The sequence below is a fragment of the Candidatus Chazhemtobacterium aquaticus genome (genome assembly GCF_009936135.1).
GTDB lineage: Bacteria > Patescibacteriota > Microgenomatia > UBA1400 > Chazhemtobacteraceae > Chazhemtobacterium > Chazhemtobacterium aquaticus.
The window spans coordinates 113,385-138,931 of sequence record NZ_CP047901.1; the positions used below are offsets into that span (position 1 = coordinate 113,385).

Annotated in this window: 31 protein-coding genes and 2 pseudogenes; 7 read left to right on the top strand and 26 right to left on the bottom strand. The window is 45.8% G+C overall.

What is annotated here, in order from left to right; translation table 11 throughout:
• Positions 1–29: 29 nt before the first annotated feature.
• From MICH65_RS00525 to MICH65_RS00570, 10 genes are all read right to left on the bottom strand, one after another.
• Entirely contained in the window at positions 30–680 is a 651-nt protein-coding gene (locus MICH65_RS00525) for an LOG family protein (protein ID WP_161931489.1), read from the bottom strand.
• Position 681: 1 nt separating this feature from the next.
• Positions 682–1,359, bottom strand: a complete 678-nt coding sequence (locus MICH65_RS00530; RefSeq protein WP_161931490.1) for a hypothetical protein — start codon at positions 1,357–1,359, stop codon at positions 682–684.
• Positions 1,360–1,382: 23 nt separating this feature from the next.
• Positions 1,383–1,835 carry an RpiB/LacA/LacB family sugar-phosphate isomerase gene (locus tag MICH65_RS00535; RefSeq protein ID WP_161931491.1) on the bottom strand — a complete coding sequence of 151 codons (453 nt, stop codon included), beginning with the start codon at positions 1,833–1,835 and terminating at the stop codon, positions 1,383–1,385.
• Between the two features lie 13 nt (positions 1,836–1,848).
• Positions 1,849–2,151 (bottom strand): metal-sulfur cluster assembly factor, encoded by a 303-nt coding sequence (locus tag MICH65_RS00540; RefSeq protein ID WP_161931492.1) that lies wholly within the window; start codon positions 2,149–2,151, stop codon positions 1,849–1,851.
• Between the two features lie 18 nt (positions 2,152–2,169).
• A complete protein-coding gene (locus MICH65_RS00545; protein ID WP_161931493.1) occupies positions 2,170–2,370 on the bottom strand; it encodes a hypothetical protein in 201 nt (66 codons plus the stop codon).
• A 44-nt stretch (positions 2,371–2,414) separates the two neighbouring features.
• Entirely contained in the window at positions 2,415–2,915 is a 501-nt protein-coding gene (locus tag MICH65_RS00550; protein ID WP_161931494.1) for an anti-sigma factor, read from the bottom strand.
• An 8-nt stretch (positions 2,916–2,923) separates the two neighbouring features.
• On the bottom strand, positions 2,924–3,547 hold the full coding sequence (locus MICH65_RS00555) for a DsbA family protein (protein ID WP_161931495.1): 624 nt from the start codon (positions 3,545–3,547) through the stop codon (positions 2,924–2,926).
• Positions 3,548–3,587: 40 nt separating this feature from the next.
• Complete coding sequence (locus tag MICH65_RS00560) at positions 3,588–3,848, bottom strand: ferredoxin (protein ID WP_161931496.1); 261 nt, start codon at positions 3,846–3,848, stop codon at positions 3,588–3,590.
• A gap of 76 nt (positions 3,849–3,924) precedes the next feature.
• Entirely contained in the window at positions 3,925–4,644 is a 720-nt protein-coding gene (locus MICH65_RS00565) for a ferredoxin--NADP reductase (protein ID WP_161931497.1), read from the bottom strand.
• Positions 4,645–4,649: 5 nt separating this feature from the next.
• Positions 4,650–5,168 (bottom strand): hypothetical protein, encoded by a 519-nt coding sequence (locus MICH65_RS00570; protein WP_161931498.1) that lies wholly within the window; start codon positions 5,166–5,168, stop codon positions 4,650–4,652.
• Between the two features lie 349 nt (positions 5,169–5,517).
• On the opposite strand from MICH65_RS00570, the gene MICH65_RS00575 reads away from it, so the two are divergent.
• Positions 5,518–6,651, top strand: coding sequence for a reverse transcriptase/maturase family protein (locus MICH65_RS00575; RefSeq protein WP_161931499.1), 1,134 nt, complete (start codon positions 5,518–5,520; stop codon positions 6,649–6,651).
• Here the strand turns inward: MICH65_RS00575 and avd are convergent.
• From avd to MICH65_RS00640, 12 genes and pseudogenes are all read right to left on the bottom strand, one after another.
• Positions 6,648–6,986 carry a diversity-generating retroelement protein Avd gene (gene avd, locus MICH65_RS00580; RefSeq protein ID WP_161931500.1) on the bottom strand — a complete coding sequence of 113 codons (339 nt, stop codon included), beginning with the start codon at positions 6,984–6,986 and terminating at the stop codon, positions 6,648–6,650. The two genes, MICH65_RS00575 and avd, sit on opposite strands and share 4 nt — an antisense overlap.
• Positions 6,987–7,072: 86 nt before the next feature.
• Entirely contained in the window at positions 7,073–9,463 is a 2,391-nt protein-coding gene (locus MICH65_RS00585; RefSeq protein WP_161931501.1) for a LamG domain-containing protein, read from the bottom strand.
• A 28-nt stretch (positions 9,464–9,491) separates the two neighbouring features.
• Positions 9,492–9,842 carry an iron-sulfur cluster assembly scaffold protein gene (locus tag MICH65_RS00590; protein WP_161931502.1) on the bottom strand — a complete coding sequence of 117 codons (351 nt, stop codon included), beginning with the start codon at positions 9,840–9,842 and terminating at the stop codon, positions 9,492–9,494.
• Positions 9,842–11,107 carry a cysteine desulfurase gene (locus tag MICH65_RS00595; protein WP_161931503.1) on the bottom strand — a complete coding sequence of 422 codons (1,266 nt, stop codon included), beginning with the start codon at positions 11,105–11,107 and terminating at the stop codon, positions 9,842–9,844. Before MICH65_RS00595 ends, MICH65_RS00590 begins: the two co-directional genes overlap by 1 nt.
• A 32-nt stretch (positions 11,108–11,139) precedes the next feature.
• Positions 11,140–11,595 carry a SufD family Fe-S cluster assembly protein gene (locus tag MICH65_RS00600; RefSeq protein WP_161931504.1) on the bottom strand — a complete coding sequence of 152 codons (456 nt, stop codon included), beginning with the start codon at positions 11,593–11,595 and terminating at the stop codon, positions 11,140–11,142.
• Positions 11,596–11,600: 5 nt separating this feature from the next.
• Positions 11,601–12,122: pseudogene (locus MICH65_RS04435) on the bottom strand (SufD family Fe-S cluster assembly protein); the annotation flags it as partial.
• A pseudogene (locus MICH65_RS04370) lies at positions 12,123–15,386 on the bottom strand (LAGLIDADG family homing endonuclease); the annotation flags it as partial.
• Entirely contained in the window at positions 15,379–16,107 is a 729-nt protein-coding gene (gene sufC / locus MICH65_RS00620) for a Fe-S cluster assembly ATPase SufC (RefSeq protein WP_161932176.1), read from the bottom strand. The pseudogene MICH65_RS04370 and the gene sufC, both read right to left, overlap by 8 nt.
• Positions 16,108–16,512 carry an RrF2 family transcriptional regulator gene (locus MICH65_RS00625; protein WP_236870859.1) on the bottom strand — a complete coding sequence of 135 codons (405 nt, stop codon included), beginning with the start codon at positions 16,510–16,512 and terminating at the stop codon, positions 16,108–16,110.
• Positions 16,513–16,566: 54 nt separating this feature from the next.
• On the bottom strand, positions 16,567–17,193 hold the full coding sequence (locus MICH65_RS00630; protein WP_161931506.1) for a ribonuclease H-like domain-containing protein: 627 nt from the start codon (positions 17,191–17,193) through the stop codon (positions 16,567–16,569).
• Between the two features lie 10 nt (positions 17,194–17,203).
• Complete coding sequence (locus tag MICH65_RS00635; protein ID WP_161931507.1) at positions 17,204–18,253, bottom strand: guanosine monophosphate reductase; 1,050 nt, start codon at positions 18,251–18,253, stop codon at positions 17,204–17,206.
• Between the two features lie 99 nt (positions 18,254–18,352).
• A complete protein-coding gene (locus MICH65_RS00640; protein WP_161931508.1) occupies positions 18,353–19,690 on the bottom strand; it encodes an MBL fold metallo-hydrolase in 1,338 nt (445 codons plus the stop codon).
• Between the two features lie 90 nt (positions 19,691–19,780).
• On the opposite strand from MICH65_RS00640, the gene MICH65_RS00645 reads away from it, so the two are divergent.
• Positions 19,781–20,509 carry a DsbA family protein gene (locus tag MICH65_RS00645; RefSeq protein WP_161931509.1) on the top strand — a complete coding sequence of 243 codons (729 nt, stop codon included), beginning with the start codon at positions 19,781–19,783 and terminating at the stop codon, positions 20,507–20,509.
• A 70-nt stretch (positions 20,510–20,579) separates the two neighbouring features.
• Here MICH65_RS00645 and MICH65_RS00650 read toward each other — a convergent pair whose 3' ends face one another.
• Positions 20,580–20,852, bottom strand: a complete 273-nt coding sequence (locus MICH65_RS00650; protein WP_161931510.1) for an RNA recognition motif domain-containing protein — start codon at positions 20,850–20,852, stop codon at positions 20,580–20,582.
• 154 nt (positions 20,853–21,006) lie between these two features.
• Between MICH65_RS00650 and MICH65_RS00655 the strand changes: the two genes are divergently transcribed.
• The 3 genes from MICH65_RS00655 (at position 21,007) to MICH65_RS00665 (ending at position 23,221) form a co-directional block, all read left to right on the top strand.
• Positions 21,007–22,008, top strand: coding sequence for a CAP domain-containing protein (locus tag MICH65_RS00655; RefSeq protein WP_161931511.1), 1,002 nt, complete (start codon positions 21,007–21,009; stop codon positions 22,006–22,008).
• 72 nt (positions 22,009–22,080) lie between these two features.
• Positions 22,081–22,377 (top strand): hypothetical protein, encoded by a 297-nt coding sequence (locus MICH65_RS00660; protein ID WP_161931512.1) that lies wholly within the window; start codon positions 22,081–22,083, stop codon positions 22,375–22,377.
• A complete protein-coding gene (locus MICH65_RS00665) occupies positions 22,355–23,221 on the top strand; it encodes a zf-TFIIB domain-containing protein (RefSeq protein WP_236870861.1) in 867 nt (288 codons plus the stop codon). Before MICH65_RS00660 ends, MICH65_RS00665 begins: the two co-directional genes overlap by 23 nt.
• Here the strand turns inward: MICH65_RS00665 and MICH65_RS00670 are convergent.
• The 3 genes from MICH65_RS00670 to MICH65_RS00680 form a co-directional block, all read right to left on the bottom strand.
• Entirely contained in the window at positions 23,218–23,784 is a 567-nt protein-coding gene (locus tag MICH65_RS00670) for a hypothetical protein (RefSeq protein WP_161931513.1), read from the bottom strand. The genes MICH65_RS00665 and MICH65_RS00670 overlap by 4 nt on opposite strands.
• A 59-nt stretch (positions 23,785–23,843) precedes the next feature.
• A complete protein-coding gene (locus tag MICH65_RS00675) occupies positions 23,844–24,149 on the bottom strand; it encodes an HPF/RaiA family ribosome-associated protein (RefSeq protein WP_161931514.1) in 306 nt (101 codons plus the stop codon).
• A gap of 85 nt (positions 24,150–24,234) precedes the next feature.
• Entirely contained in the window at positions 24,235–24,435 is a 201-nt protein-coding gene (locus MICH65_RS00680; RefSeq protein ID WP_161931515.1) for a DUF378 domain-containing protein, read from the bottom strand.
• Between the two features lie 117 nt (positions 24,436–24,552).
• Here MICH65_RS00680 and MICH65_RS00685 point away from each other — a divergent pair, with 117 nt between their 5' ends.
• A complete protein-coding gene (locus MICH65_RS00685; RefSeq protein ID WP_161931516.1) occupies positions 24,553–24,897 on the top strand; it encodes a hypothetical protein in 345 nt (114 codons plus the stop codon).
• Between the two features lie 179 nt (positions 24,898–25,076).
• Complete coding sequence (locus MICH65_RS00690; protein WP_161931517.1) at positions 25,077–25,505, top strand: Hsp20/alpha crystallin family protein; 429 nt, start codon at positions 25,077–25,079, stop codon at positions 25,503–25,505.
• Positions 25,506–25,547 lie beyond the last annotated feature (42 nt).

Consider the following 25,547-nt stretch of genomic DNA (forward strand, 5'->3'; position numbering starts at 1 on the left):
ATCCCAAAACCACCCCCCTTACAAAACTCTCAATTAATAAAAGCCTTCTCAATATTCTCACCATTACCCATCTCTACCTCCTCTCCATGCTCACCCTTTAGCAACTCCATCTCATACTTCCACAATGCCTCCATCGCCGCCTCAGGTGTTGTCACTATCCTATATACCCTTAGCGCCTCTGGCCTAATCCTCATATTAGCCGCAAACGCCTCCATGATTGTATGCCAAAAAGAACCGTAAAGAATCAGTGGTTTATGTCTTCCTAAATACAACTTAGCCAAACCCCATGCCATCCCAAACTCACTCACCGTTCCCGTTCCTCCGTTAAATAAAATATAAGCGTTCCCTAACTCCAACAACTTCAAGGTTCGATCCAAATAATTATTCATGATGATTTCCTTATCTGCCTTGTTTAACGGATCCTTACCCTCAAAGTTCTCCATGTGTTTAGGATAAAAAGTAGCCACATATGCTTTACCACCCCCTTCATGAGCCCCTTCAGTCGAAGCTCTCATCACCCCTGGACCCCCTCCGTTTACTACTACCAAACCATGTTCCGCCACCATCCTCGCCACCTCCTTTGCTGAGTCATATAAACCATCTCCCTCATGAGCATCGGCATAACCCAAAAATGACACCGCCCTAATTCTCCTAAATGGTCCAATCTTATCCGCTGGCATATTATTCCTCCAAATTCCTTAACTGCTCAAGTTTAGCTACCACATCTCCAGCCCGCAAGAGCTCTCCACCAACCGCAAACTCCATATCCAAAAAATTACGGTCCAACTCCTCCTCACGAATTTGCTCCGCCCACTCAGCCGCCACACACCTCTTTATCTCACTTACTCCCAAACCTCCATCAACCACAATAGGTATATCACTCCTCATCTTTCTCACCGACGCAATTTTACTTAGAACCCTTTCATCAAACTCCTGACCCTGAAAACCTGCCTTAACTGACATCAACAGCACCGCATCCAAGTCATAGACATATTCCTCCAATCTATCCACCTCTGTTTCTAAATCTAACGCCAATCCTACCCCCATTCCCGCCACTTGTGTCTCTGCAATATATCCAGCTACATCATTCATTCTTTCTATGTGAGCAAACACCCTTCCAGTTCCACCCCTAACACACCTCTTCACCCACTTTTCGGGCCTATCCACCATCAAATGCCAATCCCATTCCACCACCGTATCAATCACCTCCAAATCCTCCGGATTAACTGTCTTATTATCTGCAAACACCCCATCAATTACATCCACCTGGACTCTCCCAACCAACCCCTTTACCTTATCAAAATCCTCCTGAAACTCCCTTAAATTCGGCCTCAAAATAGCTGGAATAATCTTCACCATCGTAGCAACTATCTTACCACTTTCTAATCACTCTCAAATCGTAATTTATCCAACTTAACCAAACGTCTAACAAACCTCTCCTCACCACTAAACTCCGTCTTCATAAAAACCTCAACCATCTCCTTTATCACCTTCTCACTACTGTAATCCGCCGCAATCGCCAAACAATTAACATCATCATCAGTTCTCGCCTTTCTTACCTGCTCCACATCAAAACCCAGAGCACATCTCACCCCATCAAACCGATTCGCCACAATACTTACCCCCACCCCATTTCTACAAAAAACTACACCTCTCACTTCCTTATCTCCACCAACCTCCCTAGCTACTTGCTTAGCATAATCAACAAAATCATCCTCGGCCATATAATTGACTGCTCCTACATCAATTACATCAATACCCCGATCAACCAACCAATCCTTCACTACTTCCTTAACTTGATACCCTCCATGATCCGCCCCTATCACCACTTTCATACCCATTATCTTATCATCCTCCAACCCCAAACTCCTCACGTACTTCCTCGCTCATCATCGCCGGTATCCAAAGAGGATCCCATACCAACTCTAACTCAACTCTTTCCACTCCTTCCAATTTACCCACAGCACTCTTCACCATTTGATCAATCAACCCCGCCAAAGGACATCCTGGACTCGTTAGAGTCATCTCCACCCTAACCACTTCCTCATTTATCTCCACCCCATACACTAATCCCAAATCAACTACATTAATACCCAACTCAGGATCAATCACTCCCTTTAAAGCATTAAAAACATCTTGATCTTTCAGCATCCACTCATCATACCAACTTTATCTCTTTAGCTGAAACTGAGCCTCAGCCAAACAATAAACTGACCAAGCTGCCAACAAGACTGCCACCAGCATCCACTGAGTACTGGCCAGATAAATATCGTATCCAACTGATCCTAATCCAGCCAAAATCGCCGCCGAAATGCTCAGCAACATCATCCCCTTGGCTAAAGCCAACTTATCCTTATCACGACTAAACATAAACCCACTCACCTCCCTTCACCAACAGCCCACCAGGGCAACTACTACTTAAAAGTACCTTTAAGTACTTCTTTCTCGGGAGACTTGTCATCCCTTACCTCCAATGTAATCACAACTAAATCATATTCCACAAGCCCTTCATCGCCCACAAACTCAAGTAACCAACCACCTTTCTCTTTTATTAGCTTTCCCACATTCACTCTCCTCTCTCCGCCTATCAACCACCCTTCATAGAACTCGCCGTTACCCAACTCCGGCAAATCAGCCATCACTGAATGATACAACCGCCCACCCGTTACCTCTCGAGTTGCAACTCCAAAACCTGACTCCCCCTCCACTGGCCTCAACTCCACTCGTTCAGCCGTATCAGACACCGCACCCATTCCTCTAAATCTCTCAAGCACCTCCTCACTAATCTCCAAGTTGTCCCCCACCTCAATTACATCTTCTGGCTCAACTCGATTTGTCATCCAATACCAACCCCCAACTGCCACCAAACCCAAAAAAACCAAACCCCAAACCAACCCATATCTTTTCATACCCATATTCTATCCTATTCTGCCAACTCTGCTTCCACCGCTCGCAGTAAATCTCCAACTGCAGTCTGCTTACCGTTAACAAAAAATGTCGGTGTCCCTCTCACTCCCAATCTCATAGCTTCCCCGTAATCATTCATCACTAGCTCCTTATGCCTTCCCTCTTCAAGTGACTCAACAAACATCTCCCGATCCAAGCCCAATTCTTCAGCATAATCAGATAGCTTAACCTCAATCTCTTTTTCTTCCGCCCATTCTCCTTGCCGTTCAAACAACAAGTCATGATACTCCCAAAACTTGCCTTGATCGTGTGCCGCTTCCGCTGCCTCAGCTGCAATCAAAGCATTCTTGTGAATACTTGACAGTGGCATATGTCTAAACACAAATCTCACTCCCTCTCTATTCTGTACTTGTTTCACTAATCCCTGTGCCGCCTTACAAGCAGGACACTGAAAATCACTAAACTCCACCACCTCTACCTTAGCATCCTCCGCTCCCATTACCAACCTCTCCTCACCCGAAATCTCTTTGACCTCTCCACCCATCTGATCTCCAGTCATCCTACTCATCCCCAAGGCTACTACAATCAACAGCAACAAACTTCCTCCTATCACTCCAAAAATCAACTTAGCATCGTTCATAAGTCCCTATCTTGCACTAAACTAATCCAAGATTCAAGTCTTACTTCGGCCAAATCTTCTCTCCTGTCTCAATATTGATTACCTCAATCGCCATCGTCGGACAAGACTGAGCTGCCAGCAACTTCTCCTCATCTACATTGCCATCCTGGTCAATAATATCCGCAATATTCTGCTCGTTTAGCTTAAAAGTAGCCGACGCGATTGCCTCACATGACGCTGCTCCAATACACTTATCATTAATTACCTTTACCTGATACTTAGTCTTAACCGGCTTATCTTCTGATCCTTTTGAATAACTCATTCTATTTATAAAACTTAAATTGTAACGCTACCCCATATCCTAATAAAACTTAAGCGAGTCCACAATCCCCTTGTTCCTAAAAAAACTTCTCAAAATTAACCTCACTCTCACCCACTCCCAACGACATCAACAATTTACTAGTCTCCTCAACCATCTCTCTGCTTCCACATACATAAGCCTGCCAACTCTTTAGATCTCCACCATGATTCTTCAAGCAATCACCCACATGCCCATTACATCCTTTCCAATTATCACCCCCCCTGCTTAAAACCACATCGATCTTAAAGTTTTCATACTCTTTTTCCAAATCCATCCATTCTTTCATCCAAAATAAATCCTCCTCATGCCTCATCCCCCAATATAGTCTCACTGGCCGAACCTCTCTCTTAATTTTTAACAAATCATTAATCATTGGCCGAAGTGGTACCACCCCACTGCCTGTTCCCACCATCAAAAAACCCTTTGTGTCTTGCCTTAAATGCCCATCACTAACCACAAACTCACCCATTGGTCCCAGCACCTCAACCTCATCACCCACCTCCAAATCCAACACATAACGACTCCCCACACCCATCGGGGCCGTATCAACTACCAACTGTAACTCCTCTTCACCCGGATAACTTGCCAAGCTATAACTCCTTCTTTCCCCTTCTTCATTTACTTTAATGCTTACATACTGACCCGCCCTATACTCCAACCCTCCTCTTTCCAACCACAAAGACCAATAACTATTGGGCCACTTCTCTTTCCGTTTTACTCTCACTCGAACCTGTTTCATCTCCTTTGTATTTTCCATCACTTCTAACGCATACTATTCAAAATACTCATAAAAGTCTGCTCATATCCATTCTGTGGCTTTAGGTCAAACTTTGTAAAAAACATCTGTACAATCAACAACCTATCCCCCTTAATCGTATATGCAAAATTACCTACTCTTTCCCATTTTAAACTCTCCGTCGTTACCGCCCCCCTCATCTCCTTACCTATTACATCTCCTCCAAAAAACTGCTCAAATGAATATTTGCTCGCATCATAACAAAAAAGGGAAAACAAAGACCTTTTTTCCACTACCCCACCCACCATCTCGTCAAAAACCACCTGAGCCAAAGGCTCCTGCGACAATGACAGCTTAATATCCGACCTCACCCAATTCTTCGGATACTCAAACTCCACTCCACACTCACTACTCACATATCGATTAGACCCCAAGCCGCCACCCACACCTTTACTCCTCGCCACAATCACCACCGCCAACCCCACCATTGCCACCAACGCCACCACCAAACCGGCGTAAGCCATCACCTTTGAACTACCTTTCATGACTACCACTCTATCATACTAACTCTGTTATACTCCTACTAGTTTTAGGCTTACGCCTTCCTACGGGGAGCCAATTGGAACAACGGATCCAATGCCGGTGTCTTCACCCTCAACCTGAACAATACGCCCGACAACTCTGGAAACAACAATATTGGCTTTCGTTGCGCCGTCTCCCCCTAAGTAATCAAACCTGCGAGATCTCCAGATCATTGATCCACCCATCAATCACTGGAGCCGGGCACCATCCAATTACCAGCCTAAGACTCGTCATCCACTTTAAGGAGACAGAGATAGTAAAAGAGTAACCAGTCTCGGGATTAATCAACGGTTACTCTTTTACACTTCTATCATGTTTGACCGCATCATCTCTTTTAACAACCTGCTTTCCGCCTATTACAAAGCCAGAAGACACAAACGTTTCCAAAAACCTCTCCAAATCTTCGAGTTTAATCTCGAAAAAAACCTCATCAACCTCCAAACCAATCTCGCCACCAATCAATACCGCCCCAGAAAATACCACCGCTTCATCACCTTTGAACCCAAAAAACGTCAGATCTCAGCCCCTGTTTTTATCGACCGCATCCTCCATCACGCCATCATCACCGTTATTGAACCCATCTTTGAAAACGTTTTCATTAACCACTCCTTCGCCTGCCGCAAGGGTAAGGGCACCCACTTTGGTATGCTCCAAGTCTCCCAAGTCTATCACCAGATCCGTCAGCATCACCCCCGCTTCTACTGCCTTAAATGCGACATCAAAAGCTATTTCGCCAGTATTAATCATCAGATTCTTCTCCGCCTGCTATCAAAACACATCTCCTGCCCCAAAACCATCAAATTACTCACCACTATCATCACCAGCTACCACGACACACCCGGCTGTGGCATCCCCATCGGCAATCTTACCTCGCAGCTATTCGCCAATATCTACCTCCACCCTCTCGACCTGTACTTAACCAAAACCCTTAAACTCAAAAACTACTTTCGTTACATGGATGACTTTCTTGTCATCTCTCCCGACAAAGAATATCTCCTTGCCCTCCGTCGTCAAATCAACACCTTTTTAACCACCAATCTCAAACTCACCCTCCACCCCAAGAAAAACAATATCTTTAGGGCTGATCGTGGCCTGGACTTCCTAGGCTATCTCATCAAACCCCATCAAACCACCATCAGAAAAAAGACCCTCCGCCGTTACAAAAAACGTCACAAAAAACGCCTCAAGAAACTAAAAACCTTAAAACACCTCCTAAAAAACCACAACCAGCCCCAGCAACTCTCCCTCTTCGCTCCCCCACAAAATCTAACCGACCCGGATCTATCAAACCAAATTACCGCTCTCCAACAAAAACTTCGCTCCTCCCGTAATTCCTTCAAAGGCTTCCTCCGTTACTCCACCCACCAACGTCTATCTTCTGGTGGTGTAACTATCAACAACATCACCATCCCCAACATCTTCCCCAAGAAACCCAACAAGCCCTAGAGCCTACTCACCCTCATCCACGCATTTAGCAATCTCCCAATCTCATTTATTTTCTCCGCTACTACCCCGTATTTCTTAATCGACAAAAACCCTACATCCTTGGCTACTCTCACATATACCCGAAACAAATCAAGATTTACTGAAATCTTCTTCTGTTCCGCTCTCCGATCAGGTTTACTGTTAGCAATAACCGTTAGTCTAATCATTTCCATATTAGTTTTTAGCAAAGCATTTGATAACAAAAACCGTTGCGCTTTAGGAAACCTCGCCACCATCCGATGGGTATACAAGTACAGGTCATATATTTTCTGAAAGATTATCAGCTGATCAATCATATTTTTCTCACCCCCCCAAACCGAAGGCTCCGACTCAAGGTCGGAGCCAGATAACAAGATTTTAAAAGATAGCTACGCCAAATTACTTAGGGGGAGACGGCGCAACGAAAGCCAATATTGCTGCGCCCAGAGTTGCCGGGCGTATTGTTCAGGCTGAGGGTGAAGACACCGGCATTGGAACCGTTGTTCCAATTGGCCCCCCGTAGGAAGGCGTAATCAATATTACTCGACCCTCCCTGATAATATCTACCCACCCTCTTATTCAAATCCCAACTACTATCACTCGGTTTCAGTACGTCATAACTTAAAACACCATAATCACTCACACTCGACCAATCAACCCAACTTGTACCCCCTCCCACCGGCTTATTAGGCCCCCTCACCACATCATCCGTCCATTCCCATACATTACCCGCCAGGTCCCAGATCACCTCGCCATTAGATAAATAATGAGTTCGTCTTTGGGTGGCACCATTGCCACAGGTTGGATCAACATCTTTAGTGACCGTGCCATAGCAGCCTTGGGAATCGTCAGTCGAAGCTTGAAGCGCCAGAGCCGGGCCGTTATCATTATGACCCGCCACCAAATACTGACTTCCCGGACTATTACCACACCCTGTCCCGTTTAAAGCACACCAGTTACTCCCCAACCTCTCCAGATTTCTCGCTATCGTCATCCACTCGTTATTAGTCACCAAATGCCACCCCTGCGTCTGGCAATAAGTCCTGGCATCTACCCCCGATCCGCCAGCATTCTGAGCAATTCTGGCAATCGGTGCCCCTTGAGGCGTTGACACTACATCTCCTCCCATATCCTCTATACATCTACACCCCGACAAAATATTTCCCCACGTATCATAACCAGTGTTGCATGACGCATAAGCACCGCTTGCCGTATCCCCCACCCCGTCACCATCAGCATCACACTTAGCCTGATACTTCATCACACAAAAATCACTCGTTCCATATAGCGGATCACCTGGTACATGAACAAAACCACTAGGACACGCCACCTGAGCATTAGCAGGCTCTAAAGACTGTGTTTTACCAAACTTAACCGCCGCACCAATTACATCCACATACACCTCGAACAAAGTACGATCATAAGCATAAATCAGCACATCATCCATCTTACCGTTAAAGTAATTAGGCGTCGCCCCTGCTCGACCAACAAACACCGACCCCCCCGTTACCGACCATAAAGACAAAGCCGGCGATGACACCAGTCGGCCGTCTACATAAAAACTGGCATTGACCCCATCATATGACACCGCCACATTAGTCCACTCTCCCGCCGATATACCAGCCCCGCTGCTCGTCACCACCGACCCTCCCACTGGCCCGAAGCTCAACTCCCCTCCGCTCGTCATCTGGAAGGTATAACCGTTCGTGTGAGGCTGCGACACAATCGCATAATTACCCAAGGAAGACACATAAACCCAAGCCGAGATCGTCATCGCCCCGCCTAACTGAAACCGTCCGTGATTACCCAGATCAACATAGTCATCACTTCCGTCAAAAAGTAAGGCATAATTGTCATTACCCGCTACCCACTGGCTGTTATCACTCGGGAAATTCACCAATGCCGCTCTGGTATAGTTTTCCAGCCTGTTCATCGTCTGCAAACCAGAACCATCATCAAAACCTAATCTCACTACCGGCCTGCCTCTTTCCATCGCATAAGCCAACGACCCTTCATCTCTCGTCCCTGAGAATACTCTTACTTCATCAATCGAACCGTCCAGATAACCAGTATAACTGCCAGCCCCCGTTTTTGTTACACCTAAATAAAAATCAGCCGCCGTATCACTCAGTGCCGTCCCCACCGACGAAACACTCCCTTCTCTAACCCCATTCACATACAAATATATGGTACCCGGACTGGTTGCGTTATAGTAACCCTGCAACAAGTACCAAACATTGGGCAGTATCTGCGTCGTTCCTGTTGCTGTCTTAATCGCCGCCGCTGTCCCGTCAGGCGACACCTGGAACTTGGGCCATACCCTGCCGTCTGCATCAGCCTGAATTATCAACCGATAACTCCTTATATCAAGCGTCTCATCCCACTTGGCCACCACCGTCTGAAACGCACTCTCAGATGCTGATACCGTATCAAACTTCACCCACGCCTCTACCGAAAAACTCCCTGTCTGGGAAAATACAGCCGTGTCCAGAGCTATCCCGTAATCATCAACACCATCAAACTCAGCTTTTCTCCCATATTTGGCTTCCGCCCCAATCCCCGTCTTCGTCCCCGTCACCCCACTCCCTGTCGTTGTCAACGTCAAGTCATTAACCCCCACCCGATCCTTAATCAAAGTCGTTCCATCCCCCTGAACGCTCTCAAAATCGTAATAAACCACCGGCTCGTCCCACACACTCCAATCAGCCCACACTACCCCCGCCCAGCCCAAAAACCACCAAAAAACCAGCAAACATCCCAACACCTTCCCGATCCTATTTTTCCCACATTCCATCTCTATTTAAGTATATCACCGCCGACCATCACTCCACCAACGCCCTAATCGCAGACAAAGGCAACAACACACATTTCATTCTCGCTGGATTTACCTCTCCCATTAACTCAACCACCACCCTCCCATCAAGCTCTCTCACCTCATCAACCTTCATACCCTTAACCTTATCACTTAACATTGAGGCTGCTGCCGTTGATAATGCACACCCCACCCCTTTAAACCGAATATCTCTGATCACTCCTCCATCCACCTTAGCGTAAAACTCAACCATATCTCCACACGTTGCATTACTCTGCTTACTTCTTTTATTAGCCCCTTTAAGATCACCAAAATTCCTTGGATTTCTGGCATGATCAATAATTTCTTCTGAGTACTCCATTATCTTTTCCGAAATACTTTTTTAACCTCAACCAACTTATCAATCAAGTAATCAATCTCAGCCCTAGTGTTATACACATAAACACTCGCCCTTGCTACTGCCATCTCTCCTAGACTCTCAACCACTGGAGCTCCACAATGCTGACCGCTCCTAATCGCAATTCCAAAACCATCCAACACCTGCGCCGTATCATGAGCATGTATACCTGGCAAGTTAAAGGTAACCACCCCTGCTCGTTTTTTATAATCCCCCGTGCCATACACCTCTGCCTTACCCTTTATTTTCTCTAAAGCATAAGCCACCAGATCCTGCTCATGCTTCCATACCTCATTCATTCCCAAATCTTCTAGATAATCGACCGCCGCCCCCAGTCCCACCATTCCTGCCATATTAGGAGTCCCCGCCTCAAATTTCCATGGCAACTCGTTCCACTCACTCTTACCAAGCTCAACCTGTCCAATCATGTCCCCACCATACAAAAACGGTGGCATCTCCTCTAGTATCTCCCGCCTACCCCACAACACCCCTATTCCCGTTGGCCCCAACATTTTATGTCCAGAAAACACCAACCAATCAACTCCCATTTTCCCAACCTCAGTCTTCATCACTGGCACACTCTGAGAACCGTCTATCAAGATCTTTGCCTTTGTTTTTGCCCGAACCATCTTAACGATTTTCTCAAGCGGATTTACCGTTCCTAGCACATTTGATACCGCTGTTATCGCCACCAGTTTCGTTTTCCCTCCCAAAGTCTGCTCTAAACTCATTACTCTCACTCCTTGAAACTCCCTCTTCTCTCCTCCTCTCATCCTTATCTCACCCCCCTCATCTACATCCACCACCCGCAATACTGCTCCCTTTTTCTGGCACAACATCTGCCAAGTTACTAAGTTAGAATGATGTTCCATCAAAGACACCACCACCTCATCTCCTTTACCAATATTTTTCTCCCCCCAACTATACATCACCAGATTTATCGCCTCACTTGCATTGCGCACAAAAATTATCTCTTTTTCATCATTACTCCCTATAAACCTAGCAATCTTTAAACGTGCATTTTCAACCATACTCGTCGCTTCCTCACTCAAAGTATGAATTCCCCTGTGCACATTAGCGTTATGATTCTCGTAATAATCAACTATTGCCTCAATCACCTGTTTTGGTTTTTGAGTCGTTGCCGCATTATCCAGATAGACCAAAGGATAACCATTAATCTCTCTTTCTAATATCGGAAAATCTTCTCTTATCTTCTCTATCTCAAACATGACCAGATTCTATCACGACTCAATACATCAACCTACACTTTTTCCAAAAACCCCTCTACTATCATTTTCTCCGCATTTTTCCTGCAAATTCCCCGCGCCAATAAGTAAAACATCTCTTCTTCATCAACTCTACCCACCGTCGCAGCATGAGAAGCTTTTACTTCATTAGCCATTATCTCCAATTTAGGTTCGGCCACTGCGCTCGATTTTCCGTCCAACACCAATAGTTTCATCTCCAAAAAATCCTCTACTCCCTGAGCTTGCTTGGCTATTTTAATCAAACCAGACACCTTCACTCTAGCTCCATTCTTAGCTATTCCCCTTACAATTACTCTACCAAACGTCCTACCCACCTTGTGATCACTCACCACATCCAACTGATACTCTCCCTGTTCCTCTCCCCGAATCAACACTATCAACTCCTTCTCCTCACCTTCATTTAAATACTTTAGATTGATCCTTCGCACTCCTGGTCTTCTTATCTCCACTCGCCTCATCCCACACTCCCTTCCATCTCTAGATTAACTAACCTATTCATCTCTATTGCATACTCAAATGGAATCTCCTTCATCACTGGTTCCAAAAACCCATTAACAATCATCGCCTCGGCCTCATGCTCTGATATACCTCTACTCATCAAATAAAACAACTGTTCCTCTCCAACCTTACTCACCGTCGCCTCATGTTCTAAGCTCACTTCATTCTCCCAAATCCTGTTTACTGGGTAAGTGTCAGATCTACTTTTATCATCCAAAATTAACGCATCACATACTACCTTAGACTTTGCTCCACTCGCTCCCTTACTCATCTGGACCATACCTCTATAGCTCGCCCTCCCTCCATCCTTACTAATCGACTTGCTAATAATCCGACTGCTAGTCTTAGGAGCCAAATGAATCATCTTCGCCCCAGCATCCTGATGTTGTCCTTCACCTGCCCAAGCAATTGACAGGGTCTCACCCTTAGCCCCTTTTCCAGCCAAGATACAAGCCGGATACTTCATGGTCAAACGAGAATTATGAACTATAAAACCTTCACAAATAAAGTTTCCCGTCCCCTCAACCTCAATATCCCAAGTTGGCAACTCCTTCCCCACATCCTCGAACTTCACCCTTGCTATCTCCACATCCCCACCCAACTTAATGCCTGATCGTCCCACCAACCGTTTCTGCTCTTTCACCTTTGGCGACACTTGTTTGATTTTATCAACCAACACCCCTGCAATATATCTTTCAAACCTCCCATCTATCTCAAAACTCAACCTATAAGACCCATGCGCTACAGTTTTGTAACCTTGAATAATCACTTCCCTGGATTCGCTAAACTCCGTAAACAACCGCGACGTAATCCCTAGAGTCACCAACAATGACGCCACATCCTCGAGCAATGTTTTATTAACCGATTTGATATCTATCCTTCCCTCTTTAACAGTACCGTCAGCGTCGATATAACCTGAAACAAAAGCGATTCTCTGCTCCTCAGGCAACGACCAAACCCAACCAGGAACCCGCCTGTCTATTGCCTTACCCACAAAACCGTTCGTCACAAACAACTCAACCAATTCCTTACTACTCCAAGACACATGAACACCATCCTTTCTCTCGGTGGGACTAGCCTCGACGACCTCACTCATGATCCCCATCAGCCTTTCTCGTGCACGGTTATCTTTTGGACAAGAAAAACCCAACTTTGCCCATCTAACCACCTTCTCGTTCACACCATATTTAATGCTCATATCACCATCCCCAAGCCAATACCCGAAAAGCCACATCAACTTACCCGTCGTTCTATCACCAATCTTCAACCTGGACTTCTGCTCTCTCACCACTCTTAATCCATTTTTATGCTGGTTTCCTGACCAAAATTCTGTCCTTAATTTTGGCTTCTTTAACCCATACTCTTTACCGTAATCAAGAGAGGTCCTGGGAACAATCGCTTTCGACAACTCATCCGCCCGCACAAAACCAAGTTCATAGCGACCCAATTTTTTCGGTCTCGTTGAATCATATCTATAGCTATAAAAAGGATGATTTCTTGTTACCCTGATTTTTCTCGCTCCTATCGACACATCATATACCCTCTGCCTTCCAGAATTTCTCTTTGCTAACACCCTTCGAAAAACCAGTCGCTCTTTCCTTTCATCATAAGACAGCACTTTCTGCCCCACCTTTATCTGCTCAATTTTCACCACCCCATCCGGTGTAATCAATTTCTGATTCTCGGCAATACATCCCAAATTTCCATCAATCCACCTCATCTCACCACCCTCGCCTACCCAAGCTCTTTTTGTTACCAAATTAAACACATTCTTGTACCAATTTTGTACCGTTGTGTACTGACACCTAGCTCCAGCCTTAACCACAATCTCAACTACTGCCGCATGCAAAGATCCAGAGGTATAAGCAGGTGCGGAGCAATTATGTACTGCCACTCCACCAGCCACATATGACTCATCCCTATCCACACCAAAGTTGTACACCCTCTTCCTACGAACCTGCTCACACCTTATCTGTCTTACTGGCACATACATGTAGTCACCATCAAACCCAAACTTCGTCGCTCTCTTTTTGTCATTCACTTTCATCCTTACCTCAACCCCTACCATCTCCCCAAACTTTACCATCCACTCACCCGAGACACCAAGTGTGTACATCATTCTCCTTCCTTCATCACCCCTCTCACGCGCGTTAATATATGACACCACCCCCAATCTCAGCAACACCGTCCTTAACTGCCTAACTAATTTTTCCGACGTCGTGTTAATCCGAAAAACTTCCTTTAATCCTGAACTGTGTCTCTTTCTATAATAATTACCATCCCCTCTATACCATCCCACCAAAAGCTCTCTCTGCTTATCCTCGCTCTCGTGAACCATCCATTCCGGAATTTGTTTCAAATAACTCTTTTTACCAAAATTCTCAAATATCTGACACAACTCCACCGAGCTAAACACCACACTAATCCCATTGTTTTTTTTGTGTACGCTTTCATGGCTTTTCTCCTGACCGAACACCTTCTTCATCAACCTCTTTACATCCTCTATATACTCACGCTCATACTTTGAAAAGGAAAAATTAAGATAAGACCCACTGCTAATACTTCCCTCCGCCAAATAATAACCAACCAATCTAAAAAACTCAGGAGTACACGGCACATCTCTAACCACCTCGATATAACCCTTATTTTTCCCTGACCACGTTTTCACCTTAAAACCAACTATTTCCCTGATCCTTGTTTCCCTGTCAACTGGAATCGTTAAATAATCTCCCACATTAATCTCACCCGGTTTCAACCAATCCCTCTTCCAACTCCCGTTTCTTTCATTTTTTAGGACTCTCCTAACCGCCAATATCGGATGTTCCTCGGTCAAGACAAGCTCCTCGGTCGAATCACCCCAATACTTAATCCGATACAAACCACCTGAGTATTCACGACTTTGCAAATAATTAACCTTCCTAAGCCTGCCTAAATGTGTCAGAACCTTATCCTTCTTGGTTATACTCTCGATCACCTTTCTACCACCACCTGTTTCAATCATTGTTCCAGCCAAAAAACAACCCTCCACATAATGCACTTTTGCACCCTCTTCTACTACAATCAGCGTCCGCTCAAACTGACCAGCATTCTCACTATTAATTCTAAAATATGCCTGTAGTGGTAAATCAACCTCAACCCCCTTGGGCACATACACAAACGATCCACCACTCCACACTGCCGTATTAAGTGCCGCCAATTTGTTGTCCCCCAAAGGGACTACTGTCCCAAAATATTTCCTCACAATATCTGGATATTGTCTTAAACCCTCATCCATACTCAAAAACACAACCCCTTTTTTAGCCAACACCTTTTTTAACGACCCATAAATCACCTCGCTGTCCCACTGACTCTTAACCCCGGCCAGATACTCCCTTTCTGCCTGAGGTACTCCAATTTTTTCAAATGTTGCCTTAACTTCTTTAGGCACCTCATCCCAACTCCTTACCTCCTTCATCTTCGGTCTCAGGTAATAATGAATCTCGTCAAACTTTATTGCCCCAATATCACCACCCCACTTAGGAATTGGCATCTCCTCAAACCTCTTCAAAGCCGCCAGTCTCATCTCCAGCATCCATTTAGGCTCACTCTTTCTTTTTGATATCTGTCTTACCAGTCTCTCTGTTAAACCCTTCTTACTCTTAATCTCATACTCAACCTCATCTGCCTTCCCAAGCCGATACTTAGCGTCTAACTCTCCCAGATCCTGTGTACTCTCTTGTTTTACCTTCGCAAATCTAGTCATAAAACTTATAACCCTCTCTCTCTAATTTCTCCACAACCTCAACACCCCCCTCATCTACTACTCTTCCCTGTTTCAACACCACTACTCTGTCAGGTTGTATGTATCTCAAAATCCTTTGATAATGTGTTATCACTAATACTCCAACCTTCTCTTTTTCCACTACCATCCTTGCTCCCTCCGCCACCACTCTTAAAGCATCAATATCCAAACCCGAATCAGTCTCGTCCAAAACCGCATACTTCGGCTGCAAAATCCTCATTTGTAAAATCTCAATCTTCTTCTTCTCTCCACCGCTAAAACCATCATTAACCGACCTACTCAGTAACTCCTTTTCTACTCCCAACTCCTTTGCCTCAATCTCAACTTTTCTTCTCAACTCCAACGCACTTATTTTCTCGCCCCTTTCTCGCATCGCCCCCAACAACAACTCCTTTACACTTACCCCCTCAATTCCAACCGGATACTGGAAAGCCAGAAACAAACCCTGTCTCGCCCGCTCATCAGGCGTCAACTCATTTATATCCTTACCATCAATCTTAACACTCCCTTTAACCTCATAACGCGGATGACCCATCAAAGCGTAGGCCAAGCTACTCTTACCTGAACCATTTGGCCCCATCAAAGCCACCACCTTACCAGGTTCAATCCTCAAATCGATTCCTTTTATCACTTCCTTACCCTCAATTCCGACTCGCAATCTCTTTATCTCAAGCGCCATTATCTACCTCCCTATCACCTCTGCCAAAGAATAACTTTCCAACACTCCCTCCATATCCTTAGCCAATCTCTTCATAAACCGCATATGTTCGCACTTATCCGACCTATCACACTCACCATGTACACACTTAGCCGGTCTCACCTTTCCTTCCACCGCCTCAACCACTTCCTTCACTCTAATATCCTCCGGATCTCTCTTCAAAAAATACCCACCACCCTTACCTTCCTTAGATCCAACAATCCCTACTCGAATAAACTCTTTAGCAATCTGACTAATAAAGGCTCGAGGCAGCTCCTTTTCCTCAACCATCTCAGCTGTGCTAACCACCTCACCCACCCCACGCTTCGCTAGCATCACCAACATCGCTAAACCATAATCGCTTTTCTTTGACAATCCCAGTAAAGACATACTCACACGATTCTAATCATAGTTTCTACCTAAATCAAGCCTTGATCTCTATTTCTAAAACAATCCCAACTGAGGCTCTTCCTCTTTCTTAGGATAACTAAAATCAACCTCGATCTCCTTTGGCTCGTTCCATTTACTCATGTACTTTAGCCTCCCCTCTCTTAATCCCACATCATAAAGTTTTTTTGTCACCTCAACATCCATCTCACAATAATGCTGCAATTTCGCTAAACTCTCCTCATCACCTGCTTGCCACCAATCTACTGCCGCCAAACCATTTGCCATCTTAGTCTCACCCAACGTCTCCTTAGCCAATGCATCTAAACTCAAACGATGACCCAACACCCCCCTCACCTTTTCTAAAATATCAAAATGTTTCAGCCGCATCACATCCCCCTCCATATGTGGATTCAAAACAGGAGCATCAAACTTAATACTGTTAAATCCAATTACCCTATCAGCGCTCACTAACCACTCCCACAACTCACCCAATCTTCTTCTGCCCCGCACACCCTCATCCCAAAAACTCGCCATCTCTCCCTCAATCTCCTTATAATTATCATCCAACACTCTTCTATAAGCACTCACCACACTCACACCTAAATCCTCAATTCTCTGTCGATCCTCTATCTGATCAAACAGCTTCTTTGTCTCAATATCGAATATGACCTCTCTATACATAAGTGACTTCTCATTGTACTACGACATCATGAACCCCATTCTCTCTCATCCCAATTGCTGTTACCCGAATAAACTTTCTTACTCTCCAAAACTCCTCAATCTTTCTAGCTCCTGAATAAGCCAACCCCGATCTCACTCCAGCCATCAATCCTTCCACCACCCCTTCAACCGGCCCCTTAAAAGGCACCAAACTCTCCACTCCTTCGACATGCTTAACGTAATGCTTATTCTTATCCTTACTGTATTTTTTTACCTGCTCTTTCTTTGCCTCATAACTTGTTGAGGCGCGATATTCCTTGTATTTAAGTCCATCTCTAATTACCAGCTTACCCGGCGACTCACTACAACCAGCCAGTAAAGATCCCACCACCACTGCACTTGCCCCTGCAGCCAAACACTTCACAATATCCCCCGAATTCTTAGTTCCCCCATCCGCCCACACCTGCTTCCCCCTCTCTCTTGCCGCCCTCGCCGCCTCCATCACAGCCGTCAACTGCGGCACACCTGTTCCTGTCTGTATCCTTGTTGTACATATTGTCCCTGGACCTACTCCTACTCTCACCACATCCACTCCAGCCTCAAACAAATCTCTCGCCCCCTCATACGTTCCTACCACACCCGCCGACAAAGATAGTCTCCCATACTTCCTCCTAACTCTTTTAACCAAATCAATCACCGACACCATCTGTCCATGAGCCACATCAATACTAATATGATCTACCCCAGCCTGAACCAGTTGTTCCAACCTCTTCCACTCACCATCCTTCACCCCAACAGCTGCCGCTACCAGGCCGCCTTGCTTCTTTACCCTCCTCACTTTATTAGCCTGAATCTCTGGCGCATCAAACCTTGGCAAAATGGCCAGTCCTCCCAACCCACTCATCGCCACCGCCATCTCCTCGCCCACCACATCATCCATATTCACTGCAATAATCGGCACTGATCTTCTATTTCCAGCCACCATCCAACTTAAATCAACCTCTTGCCTTGATTTTATTCTCGACCTTTGTGGTAACAACAAAACATCATCAAGTGATAAATAAACCGGGATTTTTTCCATAAAAAAACCGCTCCTCTCTGGGGCGGATTTCTTTAACTTCCCTTTCTTACCTTATCCCGTTTTTCTCATACTCTGTCAAGACCCAACTGTCAATCTCTCTCAAAACTCAACCTCCTCATTAAACTCTGGTTTAACCACCTCTACCTTATTTACCAAACCCGTCTCCAATCCATCTCTTCCAGCCTCTTCACCATGTGTCAACACCACTTTCTTCACCCCCTTAATCGCTCCTACCCAATCCAATAACTGACTTCTGTCTGCGTGAGCACTCATAGTTGTAATTTCCTCCACCCTTGCCTTTACCTCTATCTCCCTTCCCAAAATTACTACTCTTTTTGCCCCATCCACAATCTCCCTCCCCAACGTTCCTTCGGCTTGATAACCCGTAATTATCAACACCGTCTTTTCATCCGGTAACCATCTGGCCGCGTGAAAAACAATCCTACCTCCGCTCATCATCCCCGAACCTGCAATAATCACCTTTGCTCCCAACCTTCCATTTATTTTCTTACTCTCTCCCATTCCCTCCACCAACTCCAATCCCGGAAAATCAAAAGGGTCGTCCTTAGAATGATGCTTCTCCAGTTGCTCATTAAAATAATCCGGATACTTCAAAAAGACTGCCGTCGCTCTCATTGCCATTGGAGAATCCAAAAACACCGGCAAACTCTCCTTCACCTTACCCTCTTTCTTTAAATGATCAAAGATGTGCAACAACTCCTGAGTTCTCTCCAGTGAAAAGGCTGGCATTAACACCGTTCCCCCCTTTTCCTCCGCCTCAACACATACTCTTTCTAACAACTCAACCTCTTCCCCCCTCTCTTTATGCTCCCTGTTCCCATATGTACTCTCCATCACCACTATCTCTGCATTCTCTGGTCTGGCTATCTCTCCCACAATCGGGCTTGGCTCGTTTCCCAAATCACCAGAAAATACAATCCGCCTCCAACTCTCTCCATCCTTAACTCGCATATTAACCATCGCCGAACCCAAAATATGTCCCGCATCAAGCAACTCAAAATCAAAACCACCTACCCTAACCTTCTCCCCATAATTCACCGTCTTTATCATCCCCAACACCTGCTCCACCTCCGCCTGACTATAGATTGGCTCAACATCCTCATTAGAAGCTGCCACCTTTGCCGCATCTAACAACACAATCTCTACCAAATCTCTACTAGCTGGCGTAGTAAAGATACTACCTCTAAATCCCTGTTTACCCAACAACGGCAACCTACCACAGTGATCCAAATGAGCATGAGTTAACACCACCGCGCTCAATCGACTCACATCTGTCTCCAAACCATTCCTGTTTTTCTCATCAGCTCCCTCACCCTGAAACATACCACAATCCACCATTAACTCCTCACCACCCGATTTCACCACATAACAAGAACCAGTCACCTCCCCCGCCGCTCCCAAAAACTTAATCCTCATTCTCACATCATAACACTACCCACTTGCCATAACTTCTAACTTCGACTAGGATACTCCATGTAACCCAAAAATTATTATAAAAGACATTTCATGCCAGAACAAAACTCAAACAAACCCTTAGTTAACACCCTCCTTGTCATCGCCCTAGTTATTGCCGCCGGAGCCATCGGTCATCTCTGGACCAAAGCTCAATACCTCGAAGGCCAAGCCGGTACTACCGCAGGCGCACAAGTAGGCAACGCCCCAGACACTGCACCAACCCCACCACCTTTTAACGCTGATAACTTAGAACCCCTCTCTGACTCAGATTTAATCCGTGGCAACAAAGACGCCAAAATCATCCTCTTTGAGTACTCAGATCTTGAATGCCCCTTCTGCTCACGTTTCCACCCCACCGCTCAACAAGCACTTGATGAATACGGATCAGAAATCGCCTGGGTTTACCGCCACTTCCCTCTTGCACAAATTCACCCCAAAGCTCAAAAATTCGCCGAGGTGGTTGAGTGTACCAAAAACCTTAACGGTAATGATCTCGCCTGGCAGGTAATTGACGCCATCTTCGAAGATCAAACCATCACTGTCGACCAAGCCGCCGACATGGCCATTAATCTCGGTGTCAACAACAATGCGCTTAACTCATGTCTCGATGGCGACGAAACCGCTGATTATATTGCTACCCAGCTTTCAGCTGGAGAAGCCGCTGGTATCACTGGTACTCCCGGCACCATCATTCTTAATACCCAAACTGGCCAAGCCGAGCTTATCCCAGGAGCCCTACCTTTCGACCAGATCAAACAAACCATCGACTCCCTTAAATAAACGAAGTTTTCTTATCAACACCAAAAACGGCCTGTCTCCAGGCCGTTTTCTTGTATTTATCTTAACTTCCTTACTCTCGAGGCTTAGCAATATTACACACAATTACTCTTCCTTCAATTTCTTTACCGTTCATCGTTGATGCTGCTGTTTCTGCCTCAGCTGCACTCGACATAGTCACAAAACCAAAACCTTTAGATCTGTCAGGTCTACCTGGTTCCATCATTACTACTGCATCCTCTACAGTTCCAAATGAAGAAAACATCTGTCTCAAATCTGGAGTTCTCAGTGAATAAGGTAAGTTTCCGACATATAAACGTCGGTCATTAGTATCTGTTCCGTTCAACTTAGTCTCACCTCCTCGCCTATATCAAAAAATAACCAATAACTGCTGATATCTTCATATCTCCCTCACACCAACGGTGAAAGCCCCACCATTATACCAACCTTGTGGCCCCACGACAATCTTCTTCTTCACCCTTGATATAATCAAACCTACCGTGATCAACCCAAAATCAATCATCTCCCAAGCACGTTCCTCCACTCTCATCAGGATCTATCTTCGCCTCTTTCCCACCCTTATTGCCTTAAGCATCATTGCCTCCTTTCTCATTTACCAACCTGAGCTAGCTCAAGATTTTACCAACCGTTTCCTCACCAAACTAAACCTTAACCAAGATGACTCAGCTCAAGCAGCACCCCAACTTGACCTCATCTCACCCATCAACTCCCACCGTCAACAACACGACCAACCTACCCTTTCCCCCCATCCATCACTTAACTCTGCCGCAGAATATATTGCCTTAAGCCTAGCCGCCAATCCTCAATCAGAAACAGCTATCGACTTAAAAAAAATCGCTACTCTTGCCGATTACTCCTACTCTACCATTGCCTATCTCGCTGCCATTACCCCTCTACCCATAATTACCCCTCCCACCACCAACTGGATAACCGACTCATCCTCAGACATATTAGACCCCCAGTTCACTCAAATAGGCTCCCATCAGCTTAATATCCACCTAGATAACCAAGACCAAATCATTTCTGTTATAGTTCTAGCCTCTCCCGCTGACAACCCGCCTCCTTACCCCCCGTCCCCAACCCAAAAAACAACCACCAACCAATCCCCACCCACCTACTATACTGGTACTCAACTCTGGCAAGAAGTCCAAAACTACCGACGCAACAATGGCGTTCCCGAATTCAAACAAGACAACACTCTTTGTACCATCGCCAGCATCCGCGTTAATCAAATGATCGAACTTGGTAAGCTCGACAACCACGAAGGTTTTACTCCCTTAGTCGATCAATTCCGTGAAGACGGCCGTCTTACCCACACCAACATCGCCGAAAACATTTTAAGCGGTTATCCAACTCCACAAGCAGCAGTCGCAGCCTGGAATGGTTCTCCTGGCCACCAAGCGCTCTTGCGTGATGGCGCTTATGTCTTTGCTTGCACTGCCGCCAACCATGGTTATGCTGTCCTAGTGGCTGCCTTCTAAATCCCAAAACTTGATCTATCCTACTACTGCAGGATAGAATCACCTCCCGTTCCTTATATCACGAGGTGCATCATGACTTCTCCAAAGCTCACACAAACCAGAGAAGAGGTTAAAAACATCACCGCAAGCCTCAAACGACTAGCCACTCAGTTAAGCGAACAAGACCTGCTCACTGATGGCCGAGTCAGCATTTTCAATCTTAACCTTCTCATCGCCACCACCATCAACACCTTCCTCGATAACGATCCCGCCCAAGACGATGAGTTCTGGACCATGATCGAAGTCTATCTCGAATCACTTCGCCGAAACATCCTCCACTTTCGCCAAGTCTTAAACCCTCGAGGCTTTGACAGAGGCGACCACCTTTAAACCCCCGCAGTCCGCTTACCAGCTCCAGCCTCCACCGAAGCTGGAGCTTCTTATTCTCTCCCATGCTAAACTAACCTCAATGCTCTGCCCCTACTGCCACTCACCGCTTCAGGAGACCGCTATCCTAACCAAGTCAGATCAACAAGCCACCACTTACGAATGCTTCACTTGTGGTGGCCACTGGTTTCCTCGTTGGCTAGCCAACGACATCTCGTTATCACAAGCTAACAACGCCGACTCTATTACTCCCCAAACCAGCATCAATCCGCCTGAGTTCCCTCGTTGTCCCGAATGCCAAAACCGTCTCTCCCTTATTAAACATGACTCAGTTCCCCGAGGTCTTCATGTCTACACCTGCCCCCAAGGCCATGGCAATTTCTTTCCCAAAGGAGAACTCATTCAGTTTAAGAAAGCCCAAGAAGCCAAAATCACCTATCACCAAGTCTGGGGCATCCCCATAAAAAGCATCTTTGCTGTTCTTCTCCCAGTCGCCCTAGTCTTAAGTCTCGCTGTTGGCATTCCCTTAACCACCCGCCAGGTTCAGCAATCAGCAGAAACCAGAATCAGCGCTGACGAAGTCTTCTCTTCTCCCATCATTACTCAAATTCCACCCGACTCTATTTCCCTTTCCTTCTCCACTACTCTTACCGGTTCTACCACCATCACCCTCTATCAAAACAACCAACCTATCAATACCTATACAGCGTCAAGCACCCCCACCACCATTCACACCACCACCCTCAAGAACCTTGTCCCCAATCTCCCATACACTTTTACCATCACCTTAGAAACCGCCACTGACACCATCGTCTCAAAACCCTATTCTCTAAGTCTCTCCCCCTAAACTCCCACCATCTTTCTCTCTTCACCCACCACCTCCACTCCTCTCAATCTACTCACCACGCTCAACATCTCTCTTGCTCGACCCTCATCTATCATCCCCTCATCTGCCAAACCCCCAATTGCATCAGTTACTACCTCTCCAGGATCCTTTCTAACCTCCACCAAATCAAGCTTACCTCTACCACCACTCATAACCCACTCGTTCTCCCTTCTAATCTGTTCATGGTGCAATGCTGTCAGAAACATCACCACCTCAGCCATTGCCCCAGACCTCCCCTCCATTTCCTCCCCCAAAGCCAATCTCAAAACTGATCCTCTCGCCACATCCCGTAAGCTTCCCACCAAAGAGATAGTCACACCCTCCACCTTAACCTGGCTAACCCTACTTTTCCCCGTTACTTCTTCTACCATATTAAGATACTCGATTTTCACCGACCTTCCGTTGTATCTTGACTCTATCGGTAACTCCCATTCTCCTTTATCTGCTCTAATCCTTACCTCGCGACCCCATTCAGGACCCCTCATCTGTCTTTGCATTCTCCAATACCTTGCTGGTGATGTCATAATCAAACATTCTAAACACTCCTATCTCTCAAAACCTACGAAATCTCTCTCAAAAATTATCAATTTCCTCGCAGACGCTCCACATGCCCCTTTATCTGCCTCTTTACCTTCTCTCTTACCTCCACCACCGTCTTAATCAAATCCTTACCTTTACCCTCAGCAAATATTCTCTTCCCCGGCAACTCCATTTCGAACTTAACCCGATATCCCCACCTTTCTCGCTTGTATATTCCAACCCGAGCTCTCTGACTCTCTTTTGAAAAATTACTCAATAATCTACCCAGGCTCATCAACCTTTTTCTCACCACACCTTCCCTTCTCTCCTTCTTGTTGTCTATCCCACTCCATAAAAAACCTATCCTCATCACTCACTCCATTATACCCATATATACAAACCCTCTCGACCAAATGGGCCGTTAAAGAAACCCCTCTAACAGCCCACTTATCTCACTACGATCTTCTCTCATACAACAAATACACACCCGACAAGCCTACCAACAAATAGACCAGTCTCGTCGCCCCGGGCACCATTCCTACCAACCAACTAACCGCGTTAAATCCTACCAACCCCAACAGTCCCCAGTTAAGAGCTCCGATCACCACCAACCAAAAAGCCAACTCTTGCCAAGCCATTCCTTTCTTTTTTGCCATTCTCTCTCACCCCCCTTCTAACCTCAATAATTTACAATTCCAAATCCATCTTCAGCATACACAAAAACCAAAACACAAAAAAGATCAGCTCTTCACTCTAAATGTTACACTTAACTCATGAATATCCGCACCCTCTATCTCTATCTATTCTCCTTTGTCGGCTTATTAATATTAATCATCGGCTCTATCCAACTCATTGACCTTGGTTTCAAAGTCTTTATTTTCACCGACGCCGACCGGTACGAATTCTACCCACCGGAATATCTCAAAAACGATTCCGACCCACTCTCTGAAGAGGAAATAGCCGAGCAACAACAACAAGCCCAGGAACTCCAACAACGAGAACTCACCCGCCAACGCCAACGCCAACTCTCAACATCTCTCTCCATGATTTTAGTCGGCACCCCAATTTATCTCTACCACTGGGCCACCATCTCCAAAGAATCACGGCGTAAACACTAACAGCCCCCCTTGACAACTAATTAGCACTCTACTATCATGAGTGCTAGATGGCAGGTAAACCGGTTAGGCGACTGGTCCGCCCATTGACCATCAAATTCCCAAAAAAACCGGCTTATCTTAAAACCTGCCCTTCTTAACAAAATCTATCTAATTAGTTTTTAGAAAGGAGGTGAGTCACCATGGCTATCGTCAAATACAATCCCTTCTCTCCCTGGTTACCAGAGCGTCTTCTCTCCGTTTTTGATGAGGAAGAAGCTTGGCCACAACTACGATTAACCGAGGGTCTTGATGTCTATGAAACCGACACTGACGTCGTCATCAAAGCAGCTGTTCCTGGCGTTCCTGCCGATCAGGTTCATATCACCTTCGAAGATGGCGTCTTACGAATCAAAGCCAAACTCGAGGAAACCAAAGAGGAGAAAGACAAGAAAAAAGTTATCTACCGCCAACAAAAAGTAAGCTCCTTCGACTACACCACTACACTTCCCCGAGCTGTTGACAGTGACCACATCTCCGCCGAGGTCAAGGATGGTGTCATCACTATCACCGCTCCCATCAGCGAGGCTGCCAGACCAAAAACCATCACCGTCAAATCAGGAGGCAAATAGACACTTCTCCTCAACAAACACCTCCAAAGAACCCCTGTTAAG

Excerpts from the sequence above, each read along its gene's own strand:
- MICH65_RS00680 (WP_161931515.1), bottom strand. The coding sequence starts at position 24,435 with ATGGCAAAAAAGAAAGGAATGGCTTGGCAAGAGTTGGCTTTTTGGTTG.
- MICH65_RS00550 (WP_161931494.1), bottom strand. The coding sequence starts at position 2,915 with ATGGGTATGAAAAGATATGGGTTGGTTTGGGGTTTGGTTTTTTTGGGT.
- MICH65_RS00645 (WP_161931509.1), top strand. The coding sequence starts at position 19,781 with ATGCCAGAACAAAACTCAAACAAACCCTTAGTTAACACCCTCCTTGTC.
- avd (WP_161931500.1), bottom strand. The coding sequence starts at position 6,986 with ATGATTGATCAGCTGATAATCTTTCAGAAAATATATGACCTGTACTTG.
- MICH65_RS00625 (WP_236870859.1), bottom strand. The coding sequence starts at position 16,512 with ATGTCTTTACTGGGATTGTCAAAGAAAAGCGATTATGGTTTAGCGATG.
- MICH65_RS00530 (WP_161931490.1), bottom strand. The coding sequence starts at position 1,359 with ATGGTGAAGATTATTCCAGCTATTTTGAGGCCGAATTTAAGGGAGTTT.
- MICH65_RS00635 (WP_161931507.1), bottom strand. The coding sequence starts at position 18,253 with ATGGAAAAAATCCCGGTTTATTTATCACTTGATGATGTTTTGTTGTTA.
- MICH65_RS00630 (WP_161931506.1), bottom strand. The coding sequence starts at position 17,193 with ATGTATAGAGAGGTCATATTCGATATTGAGACAAAGAAGCTGTTTGAT.
- MICH65_RS00640 (WP_161931508.1), bottom strand. The coding sequence starts at position 19,690 with ATGAGGATTAAGTTTTTGGGAGCGGCGGGGGAGGTGACTGGTTCTTGT.
- MICH65_RS00525 (WP_161931489.1), bottom strand. The coding sequence starts at position 680 with ATGCCAGCGGATAAGATTGGACCATTTAGGAGAATTAGGGCGGTGTCA.
- MICH65_RS00545 (WP_161931493.1), bottom strand. The coding sequence starts at position 2,370 with ATGTTTAGTCGTGATAAGGATAAGTTGGCTTTAGCCAAGGGGATGATG.
- MICH65_RS00660 (WP_161931512.1), top strand. The coding sequence starts at position 22,081 with ATGACTTCTCCAAAGCTCACACAAACCAGAGAAGAGGTTAAAAACATC.
- MICH65_RS00685 (WP_161931516.1), top strand. The coding sequence starts at position 24,553 with ATGAATATCCGCACCCTCTATCTCTATCTATTCTCCTTTGTCGGCTTA.
- MICH65_RS00595 (WP_161931503.1), bottom strand. The coding sequence starts at position 11,107 with ATGTTTGAGATAGAGAAGATAAGAGAAGATTTTCCGATATTAGAAAGA.
- MICH65_RS00570 (WP_161931498.1), bottom strand. The coding sequence starts at position 5,168 with ATGAAAGGTAGTTCAAAGGTGATGGCTTACGCCGGTTTGGTGGTGGCG.
- MICH65_RS00540 (WP_161931492.1), bottom strand. The coding sequence starts at position 2,151 with ATGCTGAAAGATCAAGATGTTTTTAATGCTTTAAAGGGAGTGATTGAT.
- MICH65_RS00670 (WP_161931513.1), bottom strand. The coding sequence starts at position 23,784 with ATGACATCACCAGCAAGGTATTGGAGAATGCAAAGACAGATGAGGGGT.
- MICH65_RS00675 (WP_161931514.1), bottom strand. The coding sequence starts at position 24,149 with ATGAGGATAGGTTTTTTATGGAGTGGGATAGACAACAAGAAGGAGAGA.
- MICH65_RS00590 (WP_161931502.1), bottom strand. The coding sequence starts at position 9,842 with ATGGAGTACTCAGAAGAAATTATTGATCATGCCAGAAATCCAAGGAAT.
- MICH65_RS00535 (WP_161931491.1), bottom strand. The coding sequence starts at position 1,835 with ATGAAAGTGGTGATAGGGGCGGATCATGGAGGGTATCAAGTTAAGGAA.
- MICH65_RS00690 (WP_161931517.1), top strand. The coding sequence starts at position 25,077 with ATGGCTATCGTCAAATACAATCCCTTCTCTCCCTGGTTACCAGAGCGT.
- MICH65_RS00565 (WP_161931497.1), bottom strand. The coding sequence starts at position 4,644 with ATGGAAAATACAAAGGAGATGAAACAGGTTCGAGTGAGAGTAAAACGG.
- MICH65_RS00575 (WP_161931499.1), top strand. The coding sequence starts at position 5,518 with ATGTTTGACCGCATCATCTCTTTTAACAACCTGCTTTCCGCCTATTAC.
- MICH65_RS00560 (WP_161931496.1), bottom strand. The coding sequence starts at position 3,848 with ATGAGTTATTCAAAAGGATCAGAAGATAAGCCGGTTAAGACTAAGTAT.
- MICH65_RS00555 (WP_161931495.1), bottom strand. The coding sequence starts at position 3,547 with ATGAACGATGCTAAGTTGATTTTTGGAGTGATAGGAGGAAGTTTGTTG.
- MICH65_RS00585 (WP_161931501.1), bottom strand. The coding sequence starts at position 9,463 with ATGGAATGTGGGAAAAATAGGATCGGGAAGGTGTTGGGATGTTTGCTG.